At 66.8% G+C, this 20,516-nt stretch carries 16 protein-coding genes and 1 tRNA gene; 11 read left to right on the forward strand and 6 right to left on the reverse strand.

The features are described from left to right. Window positions 1–338: 338 nt before the first annotated feature. The gene (gene hemH / locus QM470_RS10580; RefSeq protein ID WP_283339234.1) at window positions 339–1,529 is read right to left on the reverse strand and encodes a ferrochelatase; all 1,191 of its coding nucleotides are present in this window, start codon (window positions 1,527–1,529) and stop codon (window positions 339–341) included. A 204-nt stretch (window positions 1,530–1,733) separates the two neighbouring features. On the opposite strand from hemH, the gene QM470_RS10585 reads away from it, so the two are divergent. From QM470_RS10585 to QM470_RS10595, 3 genes are all read left to right on the forward strand, one after another. Continuing rightward, complete coding sequence (locus tag QM470_RS10585) at window positions 1,734–2,438, forward strand: HAD family hydrolase (RefSeq protein WP_283339235.1); 705 nt, start codon at window positions 1,734–1,736, stop codon at window positions 2,436–2,438. A gap of 68 nt (window positions 2,439–2,506) precedes the next feature. Next, window positions 2,507–3,367, forward strand: coding sequence for a DUF2189 domain-containing protein (locus tag QM470_RS10590; protein WP_283339236.1), 861 nt, complete (start codon window positions 2,507–2,509; stop codon window positions 3,365–3,367). A gap of 12 nt (window positions 3,368–3,379) precedes the next feature. Continuing rightward, window positions 3,380–3,592 (forward strand): DUF2788 domain-containing protein, encoded by a 213-nt coding sequence (locus QM470_RS10595; protein ID WP_066533829.1) that lies wholly within the window; start codon window positions 3,380–3,382, stop codon window positions 3,590–3,592. A gap of 146 nt (window positions 3,593–3,738) precedes the next feature. On the opposite strand, the gene QM470_RS10600 is transcribed toward QM470_RS10595, so the two are convergent. From QM470_RS10600 to hpnD, 3 genes are all read right to left on the reverse strand, one after another. Continuing rightward, on the reverse strand, window positions 3,739–4,749 hold the full coding sequence (locus QM470_RS10600; RefSeq protein ID WP_283339237.1) for a Bug family tripartite tricarboxylate transporter substrate binding protein: 1,011 nt from the start codon (window positions 4,747–4,749) through the stop codon (window positions 3,739–3,741). Between the two features lie 139 nt (window positions 4,750–4,888). Next, window positions 4,889–6,238, reverse strand: a complete 1,350-nt coding sequence (gene hpnE / locus QM470_RS10605) for a hydroxysqualene dehydroxylase HpnE (RefSeq protein WP_283339238.1) — start codon at window positions 6,236–6,238, stop codon at window positions 4,889–4,891. Window positions 6,239–6,254: 16 nt separating this feature from the next. Beyond that, the gene (gene hpnD / locus QM470_RS10610) at window positions 6,255–7,094 is read right to left on the reverse strand and encodes a presqualene diphosphate synthase HpnD (RefSeq protein WP_283339239.1); all 840 of its coding nucleotides are present in this window, start codon (window positions 7,092–7,094) and stop codon (window positions 6,255–6,257) included. Between the two features lie 170 nt (window positions 7,095–7,264). On the opposite strand from hpnD, the gene QM470_RS10615 reads away from it, so the two are divergent. Both QM470_RS10615 and QM470_RS10620 read left to right on the forward strand, forming a co-directional pair. Then, window positions 7,265–9,001 carry a methyl-accepting chemotaxis protein gene (locus tag QM470_RS10615; protein WP_283339240.1) on the forward strand — a complete coding sequence of 579 codons (1,737 nt, stop codon included), beginning with the start codon at window positions 7,265–7,267 and terminating at the stop codon, window positions 8,999–9,001. A 180-nt stretch (window positions 9,002–9,181) separates the two neighbouring features. Beyond that, window positions 9,182–9,412, forward strand: a complete 231-nt coding sequence (locus QM470_RS10620) for a hypothetical protein (protein ID WP_066533824.1) — start codon at window positions 9,182–9,184, stop codon at window positions 9,410–9,412. A 37-nt stretch (window positions 9,413–9,449) separates the two neighbouring features. Here QM470_RS10620 and QM470_RS10625 read toward each other — a convergent pair whose 3' ends face one another. Together QM470_RS10625 and hpnC are read right to left on the reverse strand one after the other, a co-directional pair. Beyond that, window positions 9,450–10,841 carry an L-serine ammonia-lyase gene (locus tag QM470_RS10625; RefSeq protein WP_283339241.1) on the reverse strand — a complete coding sequence of 464 codons (1,392 nt, stop codon included), beginning with the start codon at window positions 10,839–10,841 and terminating at the stop codon, window positions 9,450–9,452. 119 nt (window positions 10,842–10,960) lie between these two features. Continuing rightward, window positions 10,961–11,824 (reverse strand): squalene synthase HpnC, encoded by an 864-nt coding sequence (hpnC, locus tag QM470_RS10630; RefSeq protein WP_283339242.1) that lies wholly within the window; start codon window positions 11,822–11,824, stop codon window positions 10,961–10,963. Window positions 11,825–11,906: 82 nt separating this feature from the next. Here hpnC and QM470_RS10635 point away from each other — a divergent pair, with 82 nt between their 5' ends. The 6 genes from QM470_RS10635 to clpX all read left to right on the forward strand — a co-directional run bounded on the left by QM470_RS10635 (window position 11,907) and on the right by clpX (window position 20,444). Then, entirely contained in the window at window positions 11,907–13,106 is a 1,200-nt protein-coding gene (locus tag QM470_RS10635) for an efflux RND transporter periplasmic adaptor subunit (RefSeq protein ID WP_283339243.1), read from the forward strand. 15 nt (window positions 13,107–13,121) lie between these two features. Next, window positions 13,122–16,286, forward strand: a complete 3,165-nt coding sequence (locus tag QM470_RS10640) for an efflux RND transporter permease subunit (protein ID WP_283339244.1) — start codon at window positions 13,122–13,124, stop codon at window positions 16,284–16,286. 117 nt (window positions 16,287–16,403) lie between these two features. Further along, window positions 16,404–16,490: transfer RNA gene (locus QM470_RS10645), tRNA-Leu, on the forward strand. Between the two features lie 533 nt (window positions 16,491–17,023). Further along, window positions 17,024–18,334 (forward strand): trigger factor, encoded by a 1,311-nt coding sequence (gene tig, locus QM470_RS10650; protein ID WP_066533741.1) that lies wholly within the window; start codon window positions 17,024–17,026, stop codon window positions 18,332–18,334. Window positions 18,335–18,472: 138 nt separating this feature from the next. Then, the gene (gene clpP, locus QM470_RS10655) at window positions 18,473–19,081 is read left to right on the forward strand and encodes an ATP-dependent Clp endopeptidase proteolytic subunit ClpP (protein WP_066533739.1); all 609 of its coding nucleotides are present in this window, start codon (window positions 18,473–18,475) and stop codon (window positions 19,079–19,081) included. Between the two features lie 100 nt (window positions 19,082–19,181). Next, window positions 19,182–20,444, forward strand: a complete 1,263-nt coding sequence (clpX, locus tag QM470_RS10660; RefSeq protein ID WP_066533738.1) for an ATP-dependent Clp protease ATP-binding subunit ClpX — start codon at window positions 19,182–19,184, stop codon at window positions 20,442–20,444. The last annotated feature ends 72 nt before the right edge of the window (window positions 20,445–20,516 follow it).

A 20,516-nucleotide genomic window follows, 5' to 3' on the forward strand; every position in this document is an offset into this window, starting at 1 on the left:
GCTCGCACAGGTACCGCCCTGGTCCTGTGCCGGCAGCCCATGGCCGGCTTGCGTGCACAGGGGGCACGGACCAGGCGATGGCTGCGGGCGCGATTCTGGCAGGCCCGTCGCAGCCCTGCAGGCGGCGCAGGCGGCACCGCTACGCCGCAGGAGGACATGCCACCCCGGTGCTGCGCGCGGCGCCATTCCGTGGCAGTGCGCATTCGCAAGGCGGGAAAGCGGTGGTGGGCGGCCTTGCGGGCACCCAACAAAACAGCCCTTGTCCGGTGGGCAAGGGCTGTGGCTGGGGGCGCGGCAGGGCGGTCGGGTGGTACGGGGCGGGCTGCCCCGGGATCGCATCAGCCCTCGGTGGAAGGCTGGGCCGACGACGGTGCCGCCGGCGCGGTGGGCGCAGTGGGCGTCGCCTGTGCGGTCTCGGTGGCAGCGCTGTGCTCGGCCGCAGGGGCAGCGGCCGGTGCAGGCGCCGCCGCGGGCTCCTGCACGGGGGCCGTGTAGGGCTGCACCGGCCAGCCGGCGGTGTGGCGCAGCGTGAGCGTGCGCAGCGCGTCGATCCAGTGCGGCGTGTCGTTCAGGCAGGGAATGAAGTGGAACTGCTTGCCGCCGGCCTGCAGGTAGGCATGGCGCGCTTCCTGGCCGATTTCTTCCAGCGTCTCGAGGCAGTCGCTGGTGAAGCCGGGGCAGATCACGTCCACGCCCTGGATGCCGGCCTGGGCCAGCGCCACCAGCGATGGCTCGGTATAGGGCTCCAGCCACTTGGCCTTGCCGAAGCGGGACTGGAAGGTCACGGTGAAGCGTTCCTGCGGCAGCCCCAGGCACTCGGCCAGCAGGCGGGCGGTTTCCAGGCACTCGGACTGGTAGGGGTCACCCAGGTCACGGGTGCGCTCGGGCACGCCGTGGAAGCTCATCACCAGGTGGCGGCCCATGCCGTGGGCCTGCCAGTGCTGCACCACGCGCTGGGCCAGGGCCTGGATATAGCCCGGGTCGTTGTGGTAGCGGTGCACAAAGCGCAGCTCGGGAATATGGCGCTGGGTCTTGGCCCAGTCGTACACCGCGTCGCAGACGCTGGCCGTCGTGGTGCCGGAGTACTGCGGGTACAGCGGCAGAATCAGGATGCGCGTGGCGCCCTGGGCCTTGAGGGCATCGAGCTGCTTGGCAATGGACGGCTTGCCATAGCGCATGGCAAAGCCCACCAGCACGTCGTAGCCGGCGCCCTGCATCCACTCCTGCAGGATCTCGGCCTGGCGGCGCGTCCAGTGCAGCAGGGGCGAGCCCAGCTCCGCATCCCAGACGGTGGCGTACTTGGCGGCCGATTCCTTGGGGCGCTTGCGCAGAATGACCCCGTGCAGGATCAGCTTCCAGACCGGCTTGGGAATTTCCACCACGCGGTCGTCGGACAGAAATTCAGCCAGATAGCGTTGCACCGCCGAGGGGGTCGGGGCGTCGGGGGTGCCGAGGTTGCACAGCAGCACGGCCAGACGTTCGGGCTGTCCTGCGGGCAAGGTGGGTTCAGGTGCAAAGCGTGAGGGCATGGCCCCGATTGTGGCAAATCCTGAGGGCCTGTCGGACAAGCTTGTCCATGCAGCCGGGCAGGAGGCCGGGTCTTGTGACATATGCTGACACATCAGCACGCCTGGAAGCCTCCTGGAACCCTTCTGAACACCGCTCCGGCGCCCCGCAGGGGCGGCCGTTGGCACCCGCACACCGGCCGCGTGGCTGCAGTATGCTCAGTAGCTATGCTGGACTCTCGACACATTCGCGCCGTCACCCTGGATCTGGACGACACCCTGTGGCCCGTGTGGCCGGCCATTGCCCGCGCCGAAGCCGTGCTGCTGGAATGGTTGGCCACGCATGCGCCGCGCACGGCCGCCATGCTGGGCACCACCGAGGCGGTGCGTGCCATCCGCCTGCAGGTGGAGCGCGAACGCCCCGACCTGCGCCACGACCTCAGCGGTCTGCGCCGCGAATCCATCCGCCAGGCGCTGGGCCAGGCCGGCGAAGACACTGCGCTGGCGGAGCCGGCCTTCGATCTGTTCTTTGCCCACCGCCAGAAGGTGGACCTGTACGACGACGCGCTGCCGGCACTGGAATTCCTGTCCGCACGCTGGCCGGTGATTGCCGTGTCCAACGGCAACGCCAATGTGCACACCATCGGCCTGGGCCGGTATTTCCAGGCCAGCCTGAATGTGGGCAGCACCGGCTTTGCCAAGCCGGACGTGCGCATGTTCCATGCGGCGGCGCAGGCGGCGGGCGTGGCGCCCGAGCAGGTGCTGCACGTGGGCGACGACGCCCACCTGGACGCCGTGGGCGCCCTGGGTGCGGGTATGCACGCGGTCTGGCTCAATCGCAAGGGCGTAGACTGGCCTGCACAGGGGCCGGCCCCCCACGCCACGGTGGACAGCCTGCACAGCTTGTGCCGCTTGCTGGAACAGGGCAGCTAACACCCGTTCCTCGCCGTGCGTGGGTCCGGGCGGCCTCTGTGGTGTGCCACTCCACAGGAACAATGCCTATGCCCGGTATCCTGACACCCACTGCCACCGTGGACCTGCCCACGGTGCGCTCCATCAGCATGCTCACCCCGCTGGAATGGCTGGCGCTGGGCTGGAAAGACATCTGTCGCGCGCCCTGGCTCAGCCTGGCACATGGCGTTTTCTTGACTTTGGTCGGGTTGGCCATTTTGGCGCTGGGGCACAATCGCTTCTGGTTGATGGCCGGGGCGCTGTCCGGTTTCCTGATCGTGGGGCCGGTGGTCGCCACCAGCCTGTATGCCATCAGCCGTGCGCTGGAGCGCGGGGAAACCGTGTCCTGGCAGACGGTGCGCAGCACCTGGTCGCGCTGGCAAAGCGGGCGGGGCAGCCAGGCCGGAGGCTACTGGTGCCTGGTGCGTTTCGGCCTGCTGCTGGCGCTGGCGGCCACGGGCTGGGTGGTGGTGTCGGCTTCGCTGATCACGGTGCTCTCGCCGGTGCGCATTGCCACGCCGATGGACTTTCTGCAGCAGGTGGTGCTGGCGCCCGACGGTCGCTTGTTCACCCTGTGGCTGGGCCTGGGCAGCGTGCTGGCGGCGCCGATCTTCGCGTCCAGCGTGGTGGCCATGCCGCTGCTGCTGGACCGGCGCATCGGCGTGTTCCAGGCGGTGCTGACCAGCTGGCTGGTGGTGGTGGAAAACCCGGTCGCCATGGCGTGGTGGGCGGGTCTGATTTTGTTGTTTACCCTGTTGGGGCTGGGATCGCTGCTGATCGGACTGGTGCTGGTCATGCCGATGCTGGGACATGCCAGCTGGCATGCCTACCGCGCTCTGGTGGACGCCTCCGCGTTTGAAGCACGCGGGCCGTCAGCCGCCGAGGAGGAGGGCCGCAGCAGGGGTTTGTAGAAGAAGAACGTTGTGATCTTTGGCTATACGGAAGAGCAGCTGGCGCATTTTTTCCTCACCTACGGGGTGGGGGCCTTCATCGCCTTCATGGTGTTCATCATCTGGAAACTGGCGCGCGACTCCAAGGCGGGCAAGTTCGGCACGTTTGTGATCTTTCTGGGCCTGGGCGTGGGCTTTGTCGGCTACCTGGCCAAGATCGTCATCCAGTGGTGGATGGAACGCTGACGCTGAAACGGCCGCCTCCGCAGCTGGCCGTACTTCCCGTGCATGCCCCGCCCGGTGCCGGGCGCCTCTGATTCATCGGTCTCCCTGCATGGCGCCCTCACCCCCTGCTTCTGCCGGGATGGGAGAGCGCCAGCACTGTCTCCGTGTCAGTCCGGCTTGACCTGGGCGCGCAGCAGCACCTGTTTCCAGCGGGCCTGCTCGGTGGCGATGAAGCGGGCAAACTCGGCGGGGGAGCCGCCAATCGGATCGGCGGCATCGCCCTGCAGGCGTTTCAGCGCATCGGGCGCCTGCACGGCCTTTTTGCATTCGGCGGCCAGCCGTTCCACATGGCCGGCCTGCAGGTTGGCCGGTGCCAGCATGCCGTACCACTGCGTCATCTCGAAACCGGGAAAGCCTTGTTCGGCCACGGTGGGCACATCGGGCAGCTGGGCCAGGCGCTTGGTCGAGCCGGTGGCAATGCAGCGCACCTTGCCGCTCTTGATGAAGGGCAGCAGGGCCGACGCACCCACCGACGCCGCATCCAGCCGGCCGGACAGCAGGTCGGTCATCATCGGGCCGGTGCCCTTGTAGGGCACATGCAGCATGAACAGATTGGCGGTCATCTTCAGGTATTCGAACGCCAGATGGCCGGCGCTGCCGTTGCCGGCCGAGCCATAGCTGAACTTGCCCGGGTTGGCGCGCACATAGGCCACGAACTCCTTCAGGTTCTTGGCCGGCACATCCGGGTGCACCACATACAGGCTGGGCACCTTGGCCAGCAGGCTGACGGGCTGGAAATCCTTGTTCGGGTCGTAGGGCAGCTTGGGGAAGATGTAGGGGTTCACCGCCAGCGTGCCGATGTGGCCCAGCACCACGGTGTGCTGGTCATCGGCGCGGGCCACTTCCTGCATGGCAATGTTGCCGGCGGCGCCGGGCTTGTTTTCCACATACACGCTCTGGCCCAGGCTCTTGCTCAGCTCGGCCGCGGTGGAGCGGGCCACGATTTCCGAGCTGCCGCCCGGCGCAAACGGCACCACGAAGCGGATGGACTTGGTCGGCCAGTTGGCCTGGGCATGCAGGCCGGGCAAGGTGGCGGCCAGACCCAGGGCGCTGCCGCTTTGCAGCAGCTGGCGGCGGGTGAGGGACGGGGTGGCGGGCAAGGTGGGCAGCAAGGCCATGGGGGCAGTCTCCAGCAAAGCGCCGCATCCGGGCGCACACCAGCGATCTTGGCGCGGAAAGCTGTCAATCCGCTGTGCCGGCAGATCGGGAGATACCCGGTGCTGCAGTGCACCGGCCGCCGCCGAGCCGCTCCGCCGTTCAGAAAGCCTGCGCCACTTCCAATCCGCTGCGCACCGCACCTTCCAGCGTGGCGGGGTAGGGGCCTTCCACGTAGTCGCCGCAGGCCCACAGGCGCGGCGCGACATGGGCCGCAGGGCGCTGCACATCGGGCGTGCAGGCAAAGGTGGCGCGTTTTTCCACCACGGTGCGCAGCGCTTCCAGGTCCGGCAGACCCAGCTGCTGGCGTGCTTGCGCCAGGGTCTGGGCCTGTAGCGTGGTGCGGTCCAGCGGCAGTGCATCGCTGGCACTGATGACCAGGGCCATCAGCCCGGCCGGCCCGCCCAGTTGCCCCCGGTCGAAGGCGAACTGTGCCGGAGCATCGGGCCCGCTGCGCAGCGCCACCATGGGCGCCGGCAGGCCGCTGCCGGCCGGGCACTGGGCATAGACCGTGGCAATGGCGGTGTGCGGCAGGGCGTCGGCCAGGCCGGCCCAGTGCTCGCAGGCGCTGCGGGTGTCGTGCAGGGCGGAGGCACCGGTCAGCGCCAGGCGGGCGGCTTCGGCGCTGGTGGTGGCCAGCAGCACGCCGTCAAACGCCTCCCCGTCCACCTGCCAGCCGCTTTGGGCGTCGTGCCCCCGGGGCTGCAGGCTGTGCACGCGCTGGCCCAGGTGCAAGGTGGCGCCGTGCGCTTCCAGCCACCGGGCGGCGGTGGTGGGGAACAGCGTGCCCAGGTCGGTGCGCGCCAGCAGCAGGTTGGAGCCGCCCCGGCCGGCAAACAGGCTGTCGTGCAGCACGCGCAGAAACACCACCCCGCTGGCCTGCGCCGCCGGCAGGTTCAGCGCCGAAATGCACAGCGGATCGATGAAGTCCTGCAGCAGCCGCTGGGGCAGGCCCTGGCACAGGTCGGCCACGGTGGCATGGGCGTTGCATCGGAAATGGCTGCGCTTCCAGTGCGCAGCGCGTGCCAGCAGGGCGTATTTGTCGCGCCAGGACCAGCCTCGGGCGCGGGCAATGCCCAGGGCCGCGTCCCAGGGCGGAGGCAGATCGGGCAGTTGCAGTCCGTGGCCATGGGCATCGCGCAGGTCCAGCGGTAGGCGCAGCAGGGCCTGCTCCACATCGACCTCCACGGTGCGCATCAGCGCCAGGCTGTCGGTGTAGGCCCCAATCAGGATGTGCTGGCCGTTGTCCACGGTCAGCGGCCGGCCTTGCAGGTCCTGGACCACCAGGGCGCGGGCCCGGCCGCCCCAGTGACGGGCGGTCTCCCACAGGCTCACCTGGTGTCCGCGCTGCACCAGGGATACGGCGGCGGCCATGCCGGCCCAGCCACCGCCGACCACGGCGATACGCCGGGGCGCCGTGTGCAGGGAAAGGGGGGCGGGCGCAGCGGCCACGGGTGCGGCCACCGGCTTACATGCGGCCCAGGGCCTGCATCTTCCAGGCCAGCCACAGCTTGCGCAGCGGTGTCAGCGCAATGCGCTGGTGCAGCACCTGGAAGTTGTCCGCCTCGATCTCGCGCAGCAGCGTACGGTAGATGCTGGCCATCATCAGGCCGGGCTTCTGCGCACGGCGGTCGGCATCGGGCAGCAGCGCAAAGGCTTCGTCGTACAGCTGGTGGGCGCGGGCCGCCTGAAAGCGCATCAGCGCGGTGAAGCGGTCGGAATACTCGCGTTTGGTGATCTCGTGCGCCTTCACATCGAACTGCTGCAGCTCGCTGATGGGCAGGTAGATGCGGCCGCGCAGCGCGTCCTCGCCCACGTCACGGATGATGTTGGTCAGCTGGAAGGCCAGGCCCAGCTTGTGCGCGTACTGGGTGGTGGCGTCGCTGGTCTGGCCGAAGATGCGTGCGGCGACCTCGCCCACGATGCCGGCCACCAGATGGCAGTAGCGCTGCAGGCCGGGGTAGTCCAGGTAGCGGGTCTGCTCCAGATCCATCTCGCAGCCTTCGATCACGGCCAGCAGGTGGCGTGGCTCGATGCCGAACTCCTGGACATGCGGCATCAGCGCCTGCATGGTGGGGTGGCTGGGCTGGCTGGCAAAGGCCTGGGCCACTTCCTTGCGCCACCAGGCGAGCTTGGTCGCAGCGACACCGGCATCGTGCACCTCGTCCACCACATCGTCCACCTCGCGGCAAAAGCCATAGAACGCCGTGATGGCGGCGCGGCGCGGCGCCGGCAGAAACATGAAGGCGTAGTAGAAGCTGCTTCCCGAGGAAGCGGCTTTTTGCTGGACGTACTGTTCCGGTGTCATAGGGGCGGCATTGTCCCATGCCCGGATGGCATTGCCGTTGGGCGGCCAAAGCTTTCGTCGCTTGATGTGCATCAAGCGGGCTGCAGATGCTGTGTGCAGGCCCTAGGGAAAGCGCGGCAGACCTCCTAGGATGCCCTGATAGCAACAAGTTGATACAGGGAACGATCCGCATGTGGAGCTTCAATGCATTGAAGTTGACCCAACGCTACACCTTGGTGTTTGTGGCTTATTGGGTTTCATTGATTGCCGTGATTGGCATGAGTTGGTTTGGATTGCTGTCCGCGCGCGACAGCCTGCGCAATCTGCACGACCAGTCGCTGCAGCGCATCTTGCTGGCCGATGCCATGACCGAAAGCGCGCTGCAAAGCCGTGCGCAGCTGCTGCTGGCCTACCAGCATGCACCCGACAGTCCGCTGGCCGCCCTGCACGACCACCCGGTGAGCGCCCACCTGGACACTGTGCGCGAAAGCCTGGAGCGCGGCGCCACGGTGCAAAAGGAGTTGCGTGCGCTGACCGATGACCCCCAGGACCTGGCCATGCTGGACGAGGTGGTGAAGGTTGACCAGGAATGGTCCGCCCACCTGAACGACTATGTGCGCAGCATGGGTGCGGGGGATTTCTCGCCCGATCTGATGGCCCGCTTCCTGGCCACCGGCCGCGAGCAGGGCGAAATGCTGGTGGGCCTGGTCGGCGCCTTCAAGGGCCTGCAGGTGAGCAAGGCCGACATCGCCTACCAGGAGGCCGAGCAGCACTACCACCTGGGCATTCTGGTGTTCATCGCCGCCATCGTGCTGGGGGGCGTGCCGGCCACGCTGCTGTCGATCTCGCTGCTGCGCCGCATGCGCCAGGGCTTCCAGCAGGCCCAGGCTTCGGCACAGTCCATCGCCAAGGGGGATCTGTCGCAGCAGGTGTGTGCCAGCGGCAAGGATGAAATCTCCGACCTGCTGGGCCACATGGAAGACATGCGCGCCCACCTGCACCAGATCATTGCCCAGGTACGGACCGGGGCCGACGCCATTGCCGGCGCCTCCACCCAGGTGGCGGCCGGTACCCAGGACCTGTCCAGCCGCACCGAGCAGCAGGCCGCCTCGCTGGAGCAGACGGCGGCGGCCACCGAACAGCTGTCCAGCACCGTGCAGCACAACGCCGACAGCGCCGTGCGCGCCAGCGAACTGGCCTCCACTGCCACCGACGTGGCCCAGCGCGGCGGCGCCATGGTGGGCCAGGTGGTACAGACCATGGAAGACATCAACACCTCCTCGCGCAAGATCGAGGACATCATTGCCGTGATCGACGGCATCGCCTTCCAGACCAATATCCTGGCGCTGAACGCCGCGGTGGAAGCCGCCCGTGCGGGCGAGCAGGGCCGGGGCTTTGCGGTGGTGGCCGGCGAAGTGCGGTCGCTGGCCGGGCGCAGCGCCGAAGCGGCCAAGGAAGTGAAGGCGCTGATCACCGCCTCGGTGGACCGGGTGCGTGTGGGCAGCGAGCAGGTGCACCGCACCGGCGCCACCATGCAGGACATCGTCAGCGGCATCCAGCGCGTGGCCGACATCGTGGGCGAGATCGCCGAAGCCAGCCGCGAACAGTCGCGCGGGCTGGAACAGATCAACCTGGCCGTGGCCAATCTGGACGATGTGACACAGCAGAACGCGGCCCTGGTCGAAGAGACTTCGGCCGCGTCCTCCTCGCTGCAGGAGCAGGCGCGCCAACTGGCCGGCATGGCCGCCAAGTTCGTGCTGCAAGGCGGCACGGCAGGCTATGCACGCCCAGCGGCAGATACCGCCGGCCCGCGCGGCCCGGCCAGTCTGGGCGGTGGTGGCGGCGGCCAGCCGGTGGCAGCTCCGCGCAGCCAGCCCCAGCCGCGGGCCGCGGTGCCGTCCTCTGCCAAGGCCCCAGCCCTGGTGTAAGGGCTATCGCAGCTTTGCTCCAGCCCCGCCCTGTGCGGGGCTTTTTTTGCGGCTTTCGGCGCTCAGGCAGTGCCGGTCGTACAAAAAAAGAAGCCCCAGCGCCCCGCAAAGCCTGCAGGGCAGGGACAATCCGCGCTTTCTTTGCAGGGGCCGCAGTCGACGGCCAACACTATGGCAAATATGGCACGCAACAAAAACGAATGGGCCAACAAGGTGCTGATGCTGGTGCGCTCCGGCAACACGGACGCCGCGGTGGCGCAGATCAAGGTGGCGCCCACGGTGGGCGATGTCACCCGGCTGCAGGCCCTGCTGGAGCAGCTGCCGTCCACACCGGCCTTGCGGCAGTTGCAGCAGTTCGTGGAAGAAGAGCGCGCCATGCTGGCCGCGCCACGCCTGCACCGCGCACCCTGAACGGACGGGCCTGGCCCGGCCCGTCTTCAGTCCCGCTTCAGCACTCGACCACGTTGACGGCCAGGCCGCCGCGTGACGTTTCCTTGTACTTGGTCTTCATGTCGGCGCCGGTCTGCACCATGGTGCGAATCACCTGGTCCAGCGACACAAAGTGCGTGCCATTGCCCAGCAGCGCAATGCGTGCGGCGTTGATGGCTTTCACGGCGCCCATGGCATTGCGCTCGATGCAGGGAATCTGCACCTGGCCGCCCACCGGGTCGCAGGTCATGCCCAGGTTGTGCTCCATGCCGATCTCGGCCGCGTTTTCCACCTGGGCCGGCGTGCCGCCCAGCACCGTGGCCAGGCCGGCCGCGGCCATGGAGCAGGCCACACCCACTTCCCCCTGGCAGCCCACTTCGGCGCCGGACAGCGAGGCGTTGAGCTTGTAGATGGCGCCGATGGCACCGGCCGCCAGCAGAAAGCGGCGCACCCCAGCCGCATCGGCCCCGGGGATGAAGCGCTGGTAGTAGCGCAGCACGGCCGGTATCACGCCGGCTGCACCGTTGGTGGGGGCGGTCACCACGCGGCCGCCGGCCGCGTTTTCTTCATTGACGGCCATGGCATACAGATTGACCCAGTCCATGGCGGCCAGCGGATCCGGCGGCCGCTCGCCCGCCTGGGTCTTGAGGTGGACCATCAGCGCGCCGGCGCGCCGGGGCAGGCGCAGCGGGCCGGGCAGCAGGCCGCTGGTGGCGCAGCCGCGCACGATGGCGCCGTCCATCACCTGCCAGATGCGGTCCAGCCCCTCGGTCACGGCAGACGCTTCGCGCTGGGCGCATTCATTGGCCCAGGCCAGCGCATCGATGGACAGACCGTGCGCCTGGCAGAGGCTGAGCAGCTGGCTGGCAGTGCGGTAGGTGTAGGGCACGGCGGCGTCGGGCTGCGCCAGCGGCGGGCCGGGCGGGGTGCCCACGCGCAGGCCGGCTTCGTCTTCCACAAAGCCGCCGCCCACCGAGTAGTAGGTGGCTTCGTGCAGCAAGACACCGGCCGCATCGTGCGCGGCCAGGCGCATGGCATTCGGGTGGCGCGGCAGGCTTTTGCGGCGCAGCAGCATCTGGCGCTGGGTGGTGAAGCGCGTGGGGTGCGATCCCAGCAGCGGCAGCTGGCCGCTGGCGTGGACCTGGTGCAGCAACTGCTGGGCGGCTTCGGGGGGCACGTTGTCGGGGCTGTGGCCGGCCAGACCCAGCAGCACAGCGGTGTCGGTGGCGTGGCCGATGCCGGTGGCCGCCAGCGAACCGAACAGCTCCACCGTCACGCCGGCGGTCTGCTGCAACTGGCCGCGGGCGGGCAGCGCCTGGACAAAGTGCTGGGCCGCCACCATGGGCCCCACGGTGTGGGAACTGGACGGGCCGATGCCGATCTTGAACAGGTCGAACACGCTGACATGCATAACGAAAAAAACTCCTTGTCCCGGCATGGTACGCATGGCCGGGCGCAGGCGTGGGCCCGGCCGCGCCAGGGGGAGGGATGTGCGGGGGCTTTGGGCCCGGTGCGGGTGCGCAGCCGGGCTTACATCGCCAGCGCCCGCCACAGCATGCGCGGCAGGTCGGCCTTGCCCACGGTGGGGCGCTGCAGCAGGCTGTCACCCTGCAGGGCGTCCACCTTGTCCAGGATGCGCAGCCCGCCTTGCACCACCAGGCGCAGCTCCCAGCCGATGCGCCCCGGCAGGCGGTGGACCAGCGGCACACCGGACACCATCAGCTGGCGGGCCCAGGCAGCGCAGTCCATGACCAGCGCGCGGCTGGCGGCTGTGGTGTGCGGCTGCAGCAATTCGGTGCGGGCCACGCCCCAGCGCGCCAGGTCGGCGTCGGTGAGGTAGTGGCGCCCGCGCGGCAGGTCCACGCTCAGGTCCTGCCAGAAGTTGATCAGTTGCAGCGCGCTGCAGATGGCATCGCTTTGCTGCAGGCTGGGCGCATCGTCCACGCCATACAGGTGCAGCAGCAGCCGGCCCACGGGGTTGGCCGAACGGCGGCAGTAGTCCAGCAACTGGTCGCGGTCGGCATAGGTGGCGGCGCGGGCCGTCACATCCACATCCTGCACAAAGGCGCTGAGCAGATCGTCCATCAGCGCCACGGGCAGACCGTGCTGCGCGGTGGCATGGCGCAGCGGGTCGAATATTGCCGCCCAGCGCGGGTCGGGTGTGCCGCCGGCGGCCATGGCGTGCAGTTCCTGGCGGTAGGCCGTCAGATCGGCCAGGCGCTGGGCCGGGCTGGCATCGCCCTCATCGGCCAGGTCATCGGCGGTGCGTGCAAAGCCGTACAGCGCGGCGATCGGCGGGCGCAGCGCAGGCGGGCACAGGATGGAGGCGACCGGAAAATTCTCGTAATGCTTGACCGGTGCGGCCGAGGTGGGAGCGGGTGGGGAGGTAGGCACTTGGCCATTGTCGCCTGCCACCAGTTAATATGCCGGGTAATTAATAACCGGTTAGTCAGTAATTTTTCGGGTGGGAAATCCCATGAAGTCTTCTGCTGTGGTTCGCATGCCTGTGTCCGGCGTGCTGGTGGGTGTGGTGGCGGCGCTGTCGCTGATGGGCTGTTCGCCCAAGCCGGCGGCCGAGGAGCCGGTCCGTGCGGTCAAACTGGTCACCGTGGGCAGCTCGCAGGCCACTGCGGTGCTGGAATATTCCGGTGAGGTGCGCGCTCGTATCGAATCGCGCCTGGGCTTCCGTGTGGCCGGCAAGCTGGTGCAGCGCCAGGTGGATGTGGGCCAGCATGTGCAGCCCGGCCAGGTGCTGGCCCAGCTGGACGGCAACGACTACGCCCTGGCCGCGCAGGCCGCCCAGGCCCAGGTGGCGGCCGCCACCACGCAGCGTGATCTGGCCGCGGCCGACTTTGCCCGCTACCAGGCGCTGAAGGACAAGAACTTCATCAGCGGCGCCGAGCTGGACCGCCGCTCCGCCACGCTGAAATCCGCCCAGGCCCAGCTGGACCAGGCCAAGGCCAACGCCAGCTCCCAATCCAACCAGAGCGGCTACACCCGCCTGCTGGCCGATGTGGCCGGCATCGTCACGGCCGTGGACGCCGAGCCCGGCCAGGTGGTGTCCGCCGGCACCCCGGTGGTGCGCATCGCCCAGGACGGCGAGCGCGATGTGGTGTTTGCCGTGCCCGAAGACAAGCGCAGCCTGGTGCGCATCGGTCAGGCCGTGCAGGTGCGCCCCTGGGCGGATGGTGAAGCCCTGCTGCAAGGCAAGGTGCGGGAGGTGGCGGCCAGTGCCGACCCGGTGACGCGCACTTACACCGTGAAGGTGGCGCTGGCCGGAGGCAATGTGCCGCCGCTGGGTGCCACCGTGCATGTGCTGCCCGAAGGCATGGGCCCCGCCGGGCTGGACGTGATCAAGCTGCCCACGGCCGCGGTGCGCGAGCTGGGCGGGCAGTCGGCCGTGTGGGTCTACGACCCGCAGACCAAGGCGGTGACCAGCCGCAAGGTGACCGTGGCCACGGCCGACGGCAACGACGCCGTGATTGCCGAAGGCCTGACACCCGGCATGCAGGTGGTGGCCGCCGGCGTGCATGTGCTCAATGAAGGCCAGCAGGTGACGGTCTACCAGGACAAATACGCGCCCAAGCCGGCGGCAGAGCAGCCGGCCACCCCGGCTACAGCGGCCCCGGCGGCCACACCAGCCAAGGCAGACGGCAAGCCGGCTGCAGCGCAATAAGGGCGGGGACCGACCATGGCACGCCAAGAACCGAAAGCCGGCTTCAACCTCTCGCGCTGGGCGCTGGAGCACATTCCGCTCACGCGCTACCTGCTGATCGTCATCCTGCTGCTGGGGGGAATCGCCTACTTCCAGCTGGGGCAGGACGAGGATCCCCCCTTCACCTTCCGCGCCATGGTGATCCGCACCTACTGGCCCGGCGCCACGGCCCAGCAGGTGGCCGAGCAGGTGACCGACAAGATCGAGCGCACGCTGCAGGAAGTGCCGTACGCCGACAAGATCCGCAGCTATTCCAAGCCGGGAGAGTCGCAGGTCATCTTCCAGGTCAAGGACAACTCCCGCCCCGCCGATGTGCCCCAGCTCTGGTACACGGTGCGCAAGAAGATCGGCGACATGAAATACACCTTGCCGCAGGGCGTGCAAGGGCCGTTCTTCAATGACGAGTTCGGCGATGTGTATGGCGTGATCTATGCACTGCAGGGCGATGGCTTCAGTTATGCCGAGCTCAAGACCGTGGCCGACGACGTGCGCCAGCAGCTGCTGCGCGTGGGGGATGTGGCCAAGGTGGAACTGTTTGGCGTGCAGGACGAAAAGCTGTTTGTGCAGCTGTCGCAGCAGCGCCTGGCCCAGCTGGGGCTGGACATGAATCAGGTGCTCAACCAGCTCAGCCAGCAGAACGCGGTGGAAGGCACGGGCGTGCTGCAGACGCCCAGCGAGCAAATCCAGGTGCGCGTGGGCGGCCAGTTCACGGCGCTGGAGGACTTGCGCGCCATGCCCATCCGCGGCGCCTCCGGCGCGCAGCTGCGCCTGGGCGACATCGCCGAAATCACGCGCGGCTATGTGGACCCGCCCAGCACCAAGGTGCGCTTTCAGGGGCAGGAGACCATCGCACTGGGCATTTCCATGGCCAAGGGCGGGGACATCATCCGCCTGGGCAAGAACCTGCACGCGGCGGTCGAACGCCTGGGCACCGCGCTGCCGGCAGGCATGCAGCTGGTGAATGTGCAGGACCAGCCCAAGGCCGTGGCCGATTCGGTGAACGAATTCATCAAGGTGCTGATCGAGGCCGTGGTGGTGGTGCTGGCCGTGAGCTTTGTCAGCCTGGGCCTGCACAAGCGCGCCCAGGCCACCGTGTGGTGGAAGCGCTGGTACATCGACCCGCGCCCCGGCCTGGTGGTGGGGGTGACGATTCCGCTGGTGTTGGCCGCCACCTTCCTGGCCATGTGGTATTGGGGCGTGGGGCTGCACAAGATCTCGCTGGGCTCGCTGATCATTGCCCTGGGCCTGCTGGTGGACGACGCCATCATTGCGGTGGAGATGATGGTGCGCAAGATGGAGGAGGGCTACGACAAGCTGCGCTCGGCCACCTTTGCCTATGAAATCACCGCCAAGCCCATGCTGACCGGCACCTTGATCACGGCGGCCGGCTTTCTGCCCATCGGCATGGCCAAGTCCATGACGGGGGAATACACCTTCGCCATCTTTGCCGTGACGGTGGTGGCGCTGGTGCTCAGCTGGTTCGCATCGGTCTACTTCGTGCCCTATCTGGGCACGCTGTTCCTGAAGGAGCCCAAGCACGAAGACCACCCGGGCATCACCGCCGACCCGCACGAGGTGTTCGACAGCCCGTTCTACAACCGTTTCCGCAAGGCGGTGTACTGGTGCGTGGAATACCGCTGGCTGACCATCGGCGCCACGGCCCTGGTGTTTGCGCTGGGCATCGTTGGCATGACCAGGGTGCAGCAGCAGTTCTTCCCGGACTCCAACCGCCCGGAAATCCTGGTGGACGCCTGGTTCCCCGAAGGCACGGCCTATGCCGCCAACGAGGCCGTGGTCAAGCGCATGGAGCAGCGCTTCATGCAGCTGCAAGGGGTGGAAAGCGTCACCGTCTGGGTGGGCTCGGGCGTGCCGCGCTTTTACCTGCCGCTGGACCAGGTGTTCCCGCAGACCAACGTCTCGCAGTTCATCGTGCTGGCCAAGGACCTGAAACTGCGCGACCGACTGATGCAGGAATTTCCGGCGCTGCTGGCCCAGGAATTCCCCGAGGCGCGCGGCCGCGTCAAGCTGCTGCCCAGCGGGCCGCCCGTGCCGTATCCGGTGCAGTTCCGCGTGATCGGCACCGACCCGGTCCAGCTGCGCCACTACGCCGATGCGGTCAAGGACGTCATGCACGCCAACGCCGACATGCGGGGCGTGAACGACAACTGGAACGAATCCGTGAAGGTGATGCGCCTGGAAGTGGACCAGGACAAGGCGCGCGCACTGGGCGTGAGCAGCCAGTCGATTGCCCAGGCCGCCAAGATCTGGTTCAGCGGCTCCACCGTGGGCCAGTACCGCGAAGGCGACAAGCTGATCGACATCCTGCTGCGCGTGCCGGAACACGAGCGCGACGCGATTTCCGATGTGGCCAACGCCTACCTCCCCACGGCCAGCGGCAAATCCATTCCGCTGACCCAGATCGCCAAGCCCGCCATGGCCTGGGAGCCGGGCGTGCTGTGGCGGGAAGGGCGCAACTACGCCATCACCGTGCAGGGCGATGTGCGTGAAGGCCTGCAGGGTGCCACCGTGACCAACGCCTTGCTGCCCGAGCTGCGCAAGCTGGAAGCGCAGTGGCACGGCCAGGGCGCGCTGGACTACCGCATCGAAGTAGCCGGCGCGGTGGAGGAAAGCTCCAAGGGCTCGTCCTCGATCGCGGCCGGCGTGCCGGTGATGCTGTTCCTCACCTTCACGCTGCTGATGCTGCAGTTGCACAGCTTCAGCCGCGCCATGCTGGTCTTTCTGACCGGCCCGCTGGGAATTGCCGGCGTGGCCGCCGCGCTGCTGCTGCTGAACCGGCCCTTCGGCTTTGTGGCGCTGCTGGGCGTGATTGCACTGATGGGCATGATCCAGCGCAACTCGGTGATCCTGATCGACCAGATCGAGCTGGACCGCGCCCGGGGCGTGCCTGCCTGGGATGCCATCGTGGAAGCGGCGGTGCGCCGCCTGCGCCCCATCGTGCTGACGGCGGCGGCCGCCGTGCTGGCCATGATTCCGCTGTCGCGCAGCGTGTTCTGGGGGCCTATGGCCGTGGCCATCATGGGCGGTCTGGTGGTGGCCACGGTGCTGACCCTGCTGGCGCTGCCCGCCATGTACGCGGCCTGGTTCCGCGTGCGTAAGCCCGAGGTGGAACACGGTGCATAAATTTGGCGCAGGGAAGGCCAAAAAATGCATGGTGGCTTGCGATTCCACGCTAAAATCCAGGGTTGACCCCTAACGCAAAGCCGGTAGCTTTCTGCCGGCTTTGTAGTTGGAGAGACCGCGCGGGTGGCGAAATTGGTAGACGCACCAGGTTTAGGTCCTGACGGTGGCAACACCGTGCCGGTTCGAGTCCGGCTCCGCGCACCACGAACACATCGCCTGATCCAGGCGAAGCCTTGAAAGCCTGTCCCCCTTGGGGGCAGGCTTTTTTCTTGCCTGTGCGTCTGGGGCGGACGCTGTTGGGTGGGGCGCAGCAGGGCCGGCGCCCCTCCGGTCCCCCGTAACAGACCGTGGAATGGGCAGCCTGTGGCGGTGGTGTCAGGCCACCTGACCCTGCTGCCGGCACGGCCGGGTAAACCGCGCTTTGCACTTTTTTACCGGCCTTGCAGGGCAGCCCGGGCGCTGCGCCGCACTGAGGACAAGCCCTGATAAGCGGGTGGTACGGGGCGGGGACAGGGTTCGCCCGTTCCCGGCTGGATATAATGTTGGATTGAATGCGCGACCGTCAGCGCCGATTCGCCCCGCGCGAGCCGGCGTGAACACCAGCTAAGTATTTGAATTTTCTGGTGTGCCGAGTCCGGCTTTGCGCACCATTCTTCATGTGAGACTTTGCGGAATACGGTGCAGGCTGTACTGCAGCCGGCACGGTCCACATCTTTCCCCGAGATTTAGGAACAACCATGGCCGTTACTGTTGAAACCCTTGAGAAGCTCGAGCGCAAGATCACGCTGAGCGTGCCGCTCGCCGCAATCCAGTCCGAAGTCGAGACCCGTCTGAAGAAGGTTGCTCGCACCGTGAAGATGGACGGTTTCCGTCCTGGCAAGGTGCCCATGAACGTGGTGGCCCAGCGTTATGGCTACTCCGTGCAGTACGAAGTGCTGAACGACAAGGTCGGCGAAGCTTTCGCCAAGGCCGTCGATGAAGCCGGTCTGCGCGTGGCCGGCCAGCCCCGCATTTCCGAGAAGGAAGGCGCTGCCGAAGGCGAAGCCCAGTTCGACGCCATCTTCGAAGTGTTCCCCGAAGTGAAGCTGGGCGACCTGGCTGCTGCTTCCGTGGACAAGCTGACCGCTGAAGTGGACGACGTCGCCATCGACAAGACCGTGGACATCCTGCGCAAGCAACGCCGCACCTTCGCCCAGCGTCCCGCTGCCGAAGCCGCTGTGGACGGTGACCGCGTGACCGTGGACTTCGAAGGCAAGATCGACGGCGAAACCTTTGCCGGCGGCAAGGCCGAAGACTTCCAGTTCCTGGTCGGCGAAGGCCAGATGCTCAAGGAATTCGAAGACGCCGTGCGCGGCATGAAGGCTGGCGAGTCCAAGACTTTCCCCCTGGCTTTCCCTGAGGACTACCACGGCAAGGACGTGGCCGGCAAGACCGCCGACTTCCTGGTGACCGTCAAGAAGATTGAAGCCGCCAACCTGCCCGAAGTGAACGAAACCTTCGTGAAGTCCCTGGGCATTGCCGACGGCACCGTCGAAGGCCTGCGCGCCGACATCAAGAAGAACCTGGAACGCGAAGTGAAGTTCCGCGTGCTGGCTCGCAACAAGCAAGCCGCCATGGACGCTCTGGTCTCTGTGGCCGAGCTGGAACTGCCCAAGGCTTCCGTGCAGGCCGAAGTCGGCCGTCTGCTGCAAGGCGCCCGCGCCGAACTGCAACAACGCGGCATCAAGGACGCTGAAAAGGCGGAAATCCCTGAAGACGTGTTCCTGCCCCAAGCCGAGCGCCGCGTGCGCCTGGGTCTGGTGGTGGCCGAGCTGGTCAAGTCCAACAAGCTGGAAGCCACGCCCGAGCAACTGAAGGCCCACGTGGACGAGCTGGCTGCTTCCTACGAGAAGCCCGAAGACGTCGTGCGCTGGTACTTCGGCGACCGTCAACGTCTGGCCGAAGTGGAAGCCGTCGTGATCGAGAATAATGTGACCGAGTTCGTGCTGAGCAAGGCCAAGGTGAGCGACAAGGCTGTGTCGTTCGAAGAGCTGATGGGTCAGGCCTGAGCGGTCTTGACCTGACGGAGGGCGGGCCACAGGTGCAACGCCCCCATTAGGCTTTACACACCGGGGCTTGTGCTTTGCGGCACAAGCCCCATTTCATTTCTTGGCTAGGCTACATTGCTGAAATTGACAGGAGAACCTATGAGCGCATTGGATATTCAGGGTCTGGGCATGGTCCCCATGGTGATCGAACAGTCTGGCCGCGGTGAGCGGTCGTACGACATCTATTCGCGCCTGCTGAAGGAGCGCGTGATTTTCTTGGTGGGCCCGGTCAACGACCAGACGGCCAACCTGGTGGTGGCGCAGCTGCTGTTCCTGGAAAGCGAGAACCCTGACAAGGACATCTCCTTCTACATCAACTCGCCCGGCGGCTCGGTCAGCGCCGGCATGGCCATCTTCGACACGATGAACTTCATCAAGCCCGATGTGTCCACGCTGTGCACCGGCATGGCAGCCAGCATGGGTGCTTTCCTGCTGGCGGCAGGGGCTAAGGGTAAGCGTTATGCTTTGCCCAACTCCAAGGTCATGATCCACCAGCCGCTGGGCGGCATGCAGGGTCAGGCGACGGAGATCGAGATCCACGCTCGTGAGATCCTCAAGACCCGCGAACAGCTGAACAACATCCTGGCCGAGCGCACCGGCCAGCCGCTGGAAAAGATCCAGCGCGACACCGAACGCGACTATTTCCTGAGCGCTGCCGAAGCCAAGGACTATGGTCTGGTGGACCAGGTGATTGAAAAACGCGCCTGAACCGGCGAAAAACGGGTAACGGCGCTATCCCCCACGGGGAGCGCCGTTTTTCCTGTTGGTATCATCCTTTTTCCCATATTTGTAACAAGGCACTGCCCCCATGGCCGAGAAAAAAGGCACTTCCAGCGAGAAAAACCTCTACTGCACCTTCTGCGGCAAAAGCCAGCACGAGGTGAAGAAGCTGATTGCTGGGCCGTCCGTCTTCATCTGCGACGAGTGCATCGACCTGTGCAACGAAATCATCCGTGATGAGTTGCCGGGCAATACCGCCCGCGAGGCGCGCGGTGATCTGCCCACGCCGGCAGAAATCAAGGCCAACCTGGACAACTACGTGATTGGCCAGGAGCAGGCCAAGCGCACACTGGCCGTGGCGGTCTACAACCACTACAAGCGCCTGCGCCACAAGGACAAGGCGGGCAAGGATGAGGTGGAGCTGTCCAAGAGCAATATCTTGCTGGTCGGCCCCACAGGCTCGGGCAAGACGCTGCTGGCCCAGACCCTGGCGCGCCAGCTGGACGTGCCCTTCGTCATGGCCGATGCCACCACGCTGACCGAAGCCGGCTACGTGGGCGAGGACGTGGAAAACATCGTCCAGAAGCTGCTGCAAAGCTGCAACTACGAAATCGAGCGTGCCCAGCGCGGCATCGTCTACATCGACGAAATCGACAAGATCTCGCGCAAGTCCGACAACCCCAGCATCACGCGCGACGTGTCGGGTGAGGGCGTGCAGCAGGCGCTGCTGAAGCTGATCGAAGGCACCATGGCCAGCGTCCCCCCGCAGGGTGGTCGCAAGCATCCGAACCAGGACTTCCTGCAGATCGACACGACCAACATCCTGTTCATCTGCGGTGGTGCATTTGCCGGCCTGGAAAAGGTCATCGAAAACCGCACCGAAGCATCGGGCATCGGCTTTGGCGCCGCGGTCAAGAGCAAGAAGCAGCGTTCGCTGTCCGAAGTGTTCCAGGAGATCGAGCCCGAGGATCTGATCAAGTTCGGCCTGATCCCCGAACTGGTGGGCCGCATGCCCGTGATGACCGCTCTGGCCGAGCTGAGCGAAGACGCGCTGGTGGAAATCCTGACCGAGCCCAAGAACGCCCTGGTCAAGCAGTACAGCAAGCTGCTGGGCATGGAAGGCGTGGAGCTGGAAATCCGTCCTGGCGCACTCAAGGCCATCGCCCGCAAGGCGCTGGTGCGCAAGACCGGCGCCCGTGGTCTGCGTTCCATCCTTGAACAGGCGCTGATCGGCACCATGTTCGAATTGCCGAACATGGACAACGTCGCCAAGGTGGTGGTGGAAGAAGCCACCATCGACGACGGCAAGGCGCCTTTGCTGGTGTACCGCGAAGCCGCCAAGACCGCCTGAGCGGGCGACATGCCTGACGGCAGGGGCTGTGCGCACCAGGGGCGCCGGCCCGTCTGCAATTGCTGCACAAGC

It is taken from the genome of Comamonas sp. 17RB, assembly GCF_030056555.1.
Lineage (GTDB): Bacteria > Pseudomonadota > Gammaproteobacteria > Burkholderiales > Burkholderiaceae_C > Comamonas > Comamonas terrigena.

Coding starts and splice junctions, on each gene's coding strand:
- clpX (WP_066533738.1), top strand. CDS start 19,182: ATGGCCGAGAAAAAAGGCACTTCCAGCGAGAAAAACCTCTACTGCACC.
- QM470_RS10600 (WP_283339237.1), bottom strand. CDS start 4,749: ATGGCCTTGCTGCCCACCTTGCCCGCCACCCCGTCCCTCACCCGCCGC.
- QM470_RS10640 (WP_283339244.1), top strand. CDS start 13,122: ATGGCACGCCAAGAACCGAAAGCCGGCTTCAACCTCTCGCGCTGGGCG.
- clpP (WP_066533739.1), top strand. CDS start 18,473: ATGAGCGCATTGGATATTCAGGGTCTGGGCATGGTCCCCATGGTGATC.
- QM470_RS10625 (WP_283339241.1), bottom strand. CDS start 10,841: ATGCATGTCAGCGTGTTCGACCTGTTCAAGATCGGCATCGGCCCGTCC.
- hemH (WP_283339234.1), bottom strand. CDS start 1,529: ATGCCCTCACGCTTTGCACCTGAACCCACCTTGCCCGCAGGACAGCCC.
- QM470_RS10615 (WP_283339240.1), top strand. CDS start 7,265: ATGTGGAGCTTCAATGCATTGAAGTTGACCCAACGCTACACCTTGGTG.
- tig (WP_066533741.1), top strand. CDS start 17,024: ATGGCCGTTACTGTTGAAACCCTTGAGAAGCTCGAGCGCAAGATCACG.
- QM470_RS10585 (WP_283339235.1), top strand. CDS start 1,734: ATGCTGGACTCTCGACACATTCGCGCCGTCACCCTGGATCTGGACGAC.
- QM470_RS10635 (WP_283339243.1), top strand. CDS start 11,907: ATGAAGTCTTCTGCTGTGGTTCGCATGCCTGTGTCCGGCGTGCTGGTG.
- QM470_RS10620 (WP_066533824.1), top strand. CDS start 9,182: ATGGCACGCAACAAAAACGAATGGGCCAACAAGGTGCTGATGCTGGTG.
- hpnD (WP_283339239.1), bottom strand. CDS start 7,094: ATGACACCGGAACAGTACGTCCAGCAAAAAGCCGCTTCCTCGGGAAGC.
- QM470_RS10590 (WP_283339236.1), top strand. CDS start 2,507: ATGCCCGGTATCCTGACACCCACTGCCACCGTGGACCTGCCCACGGTG.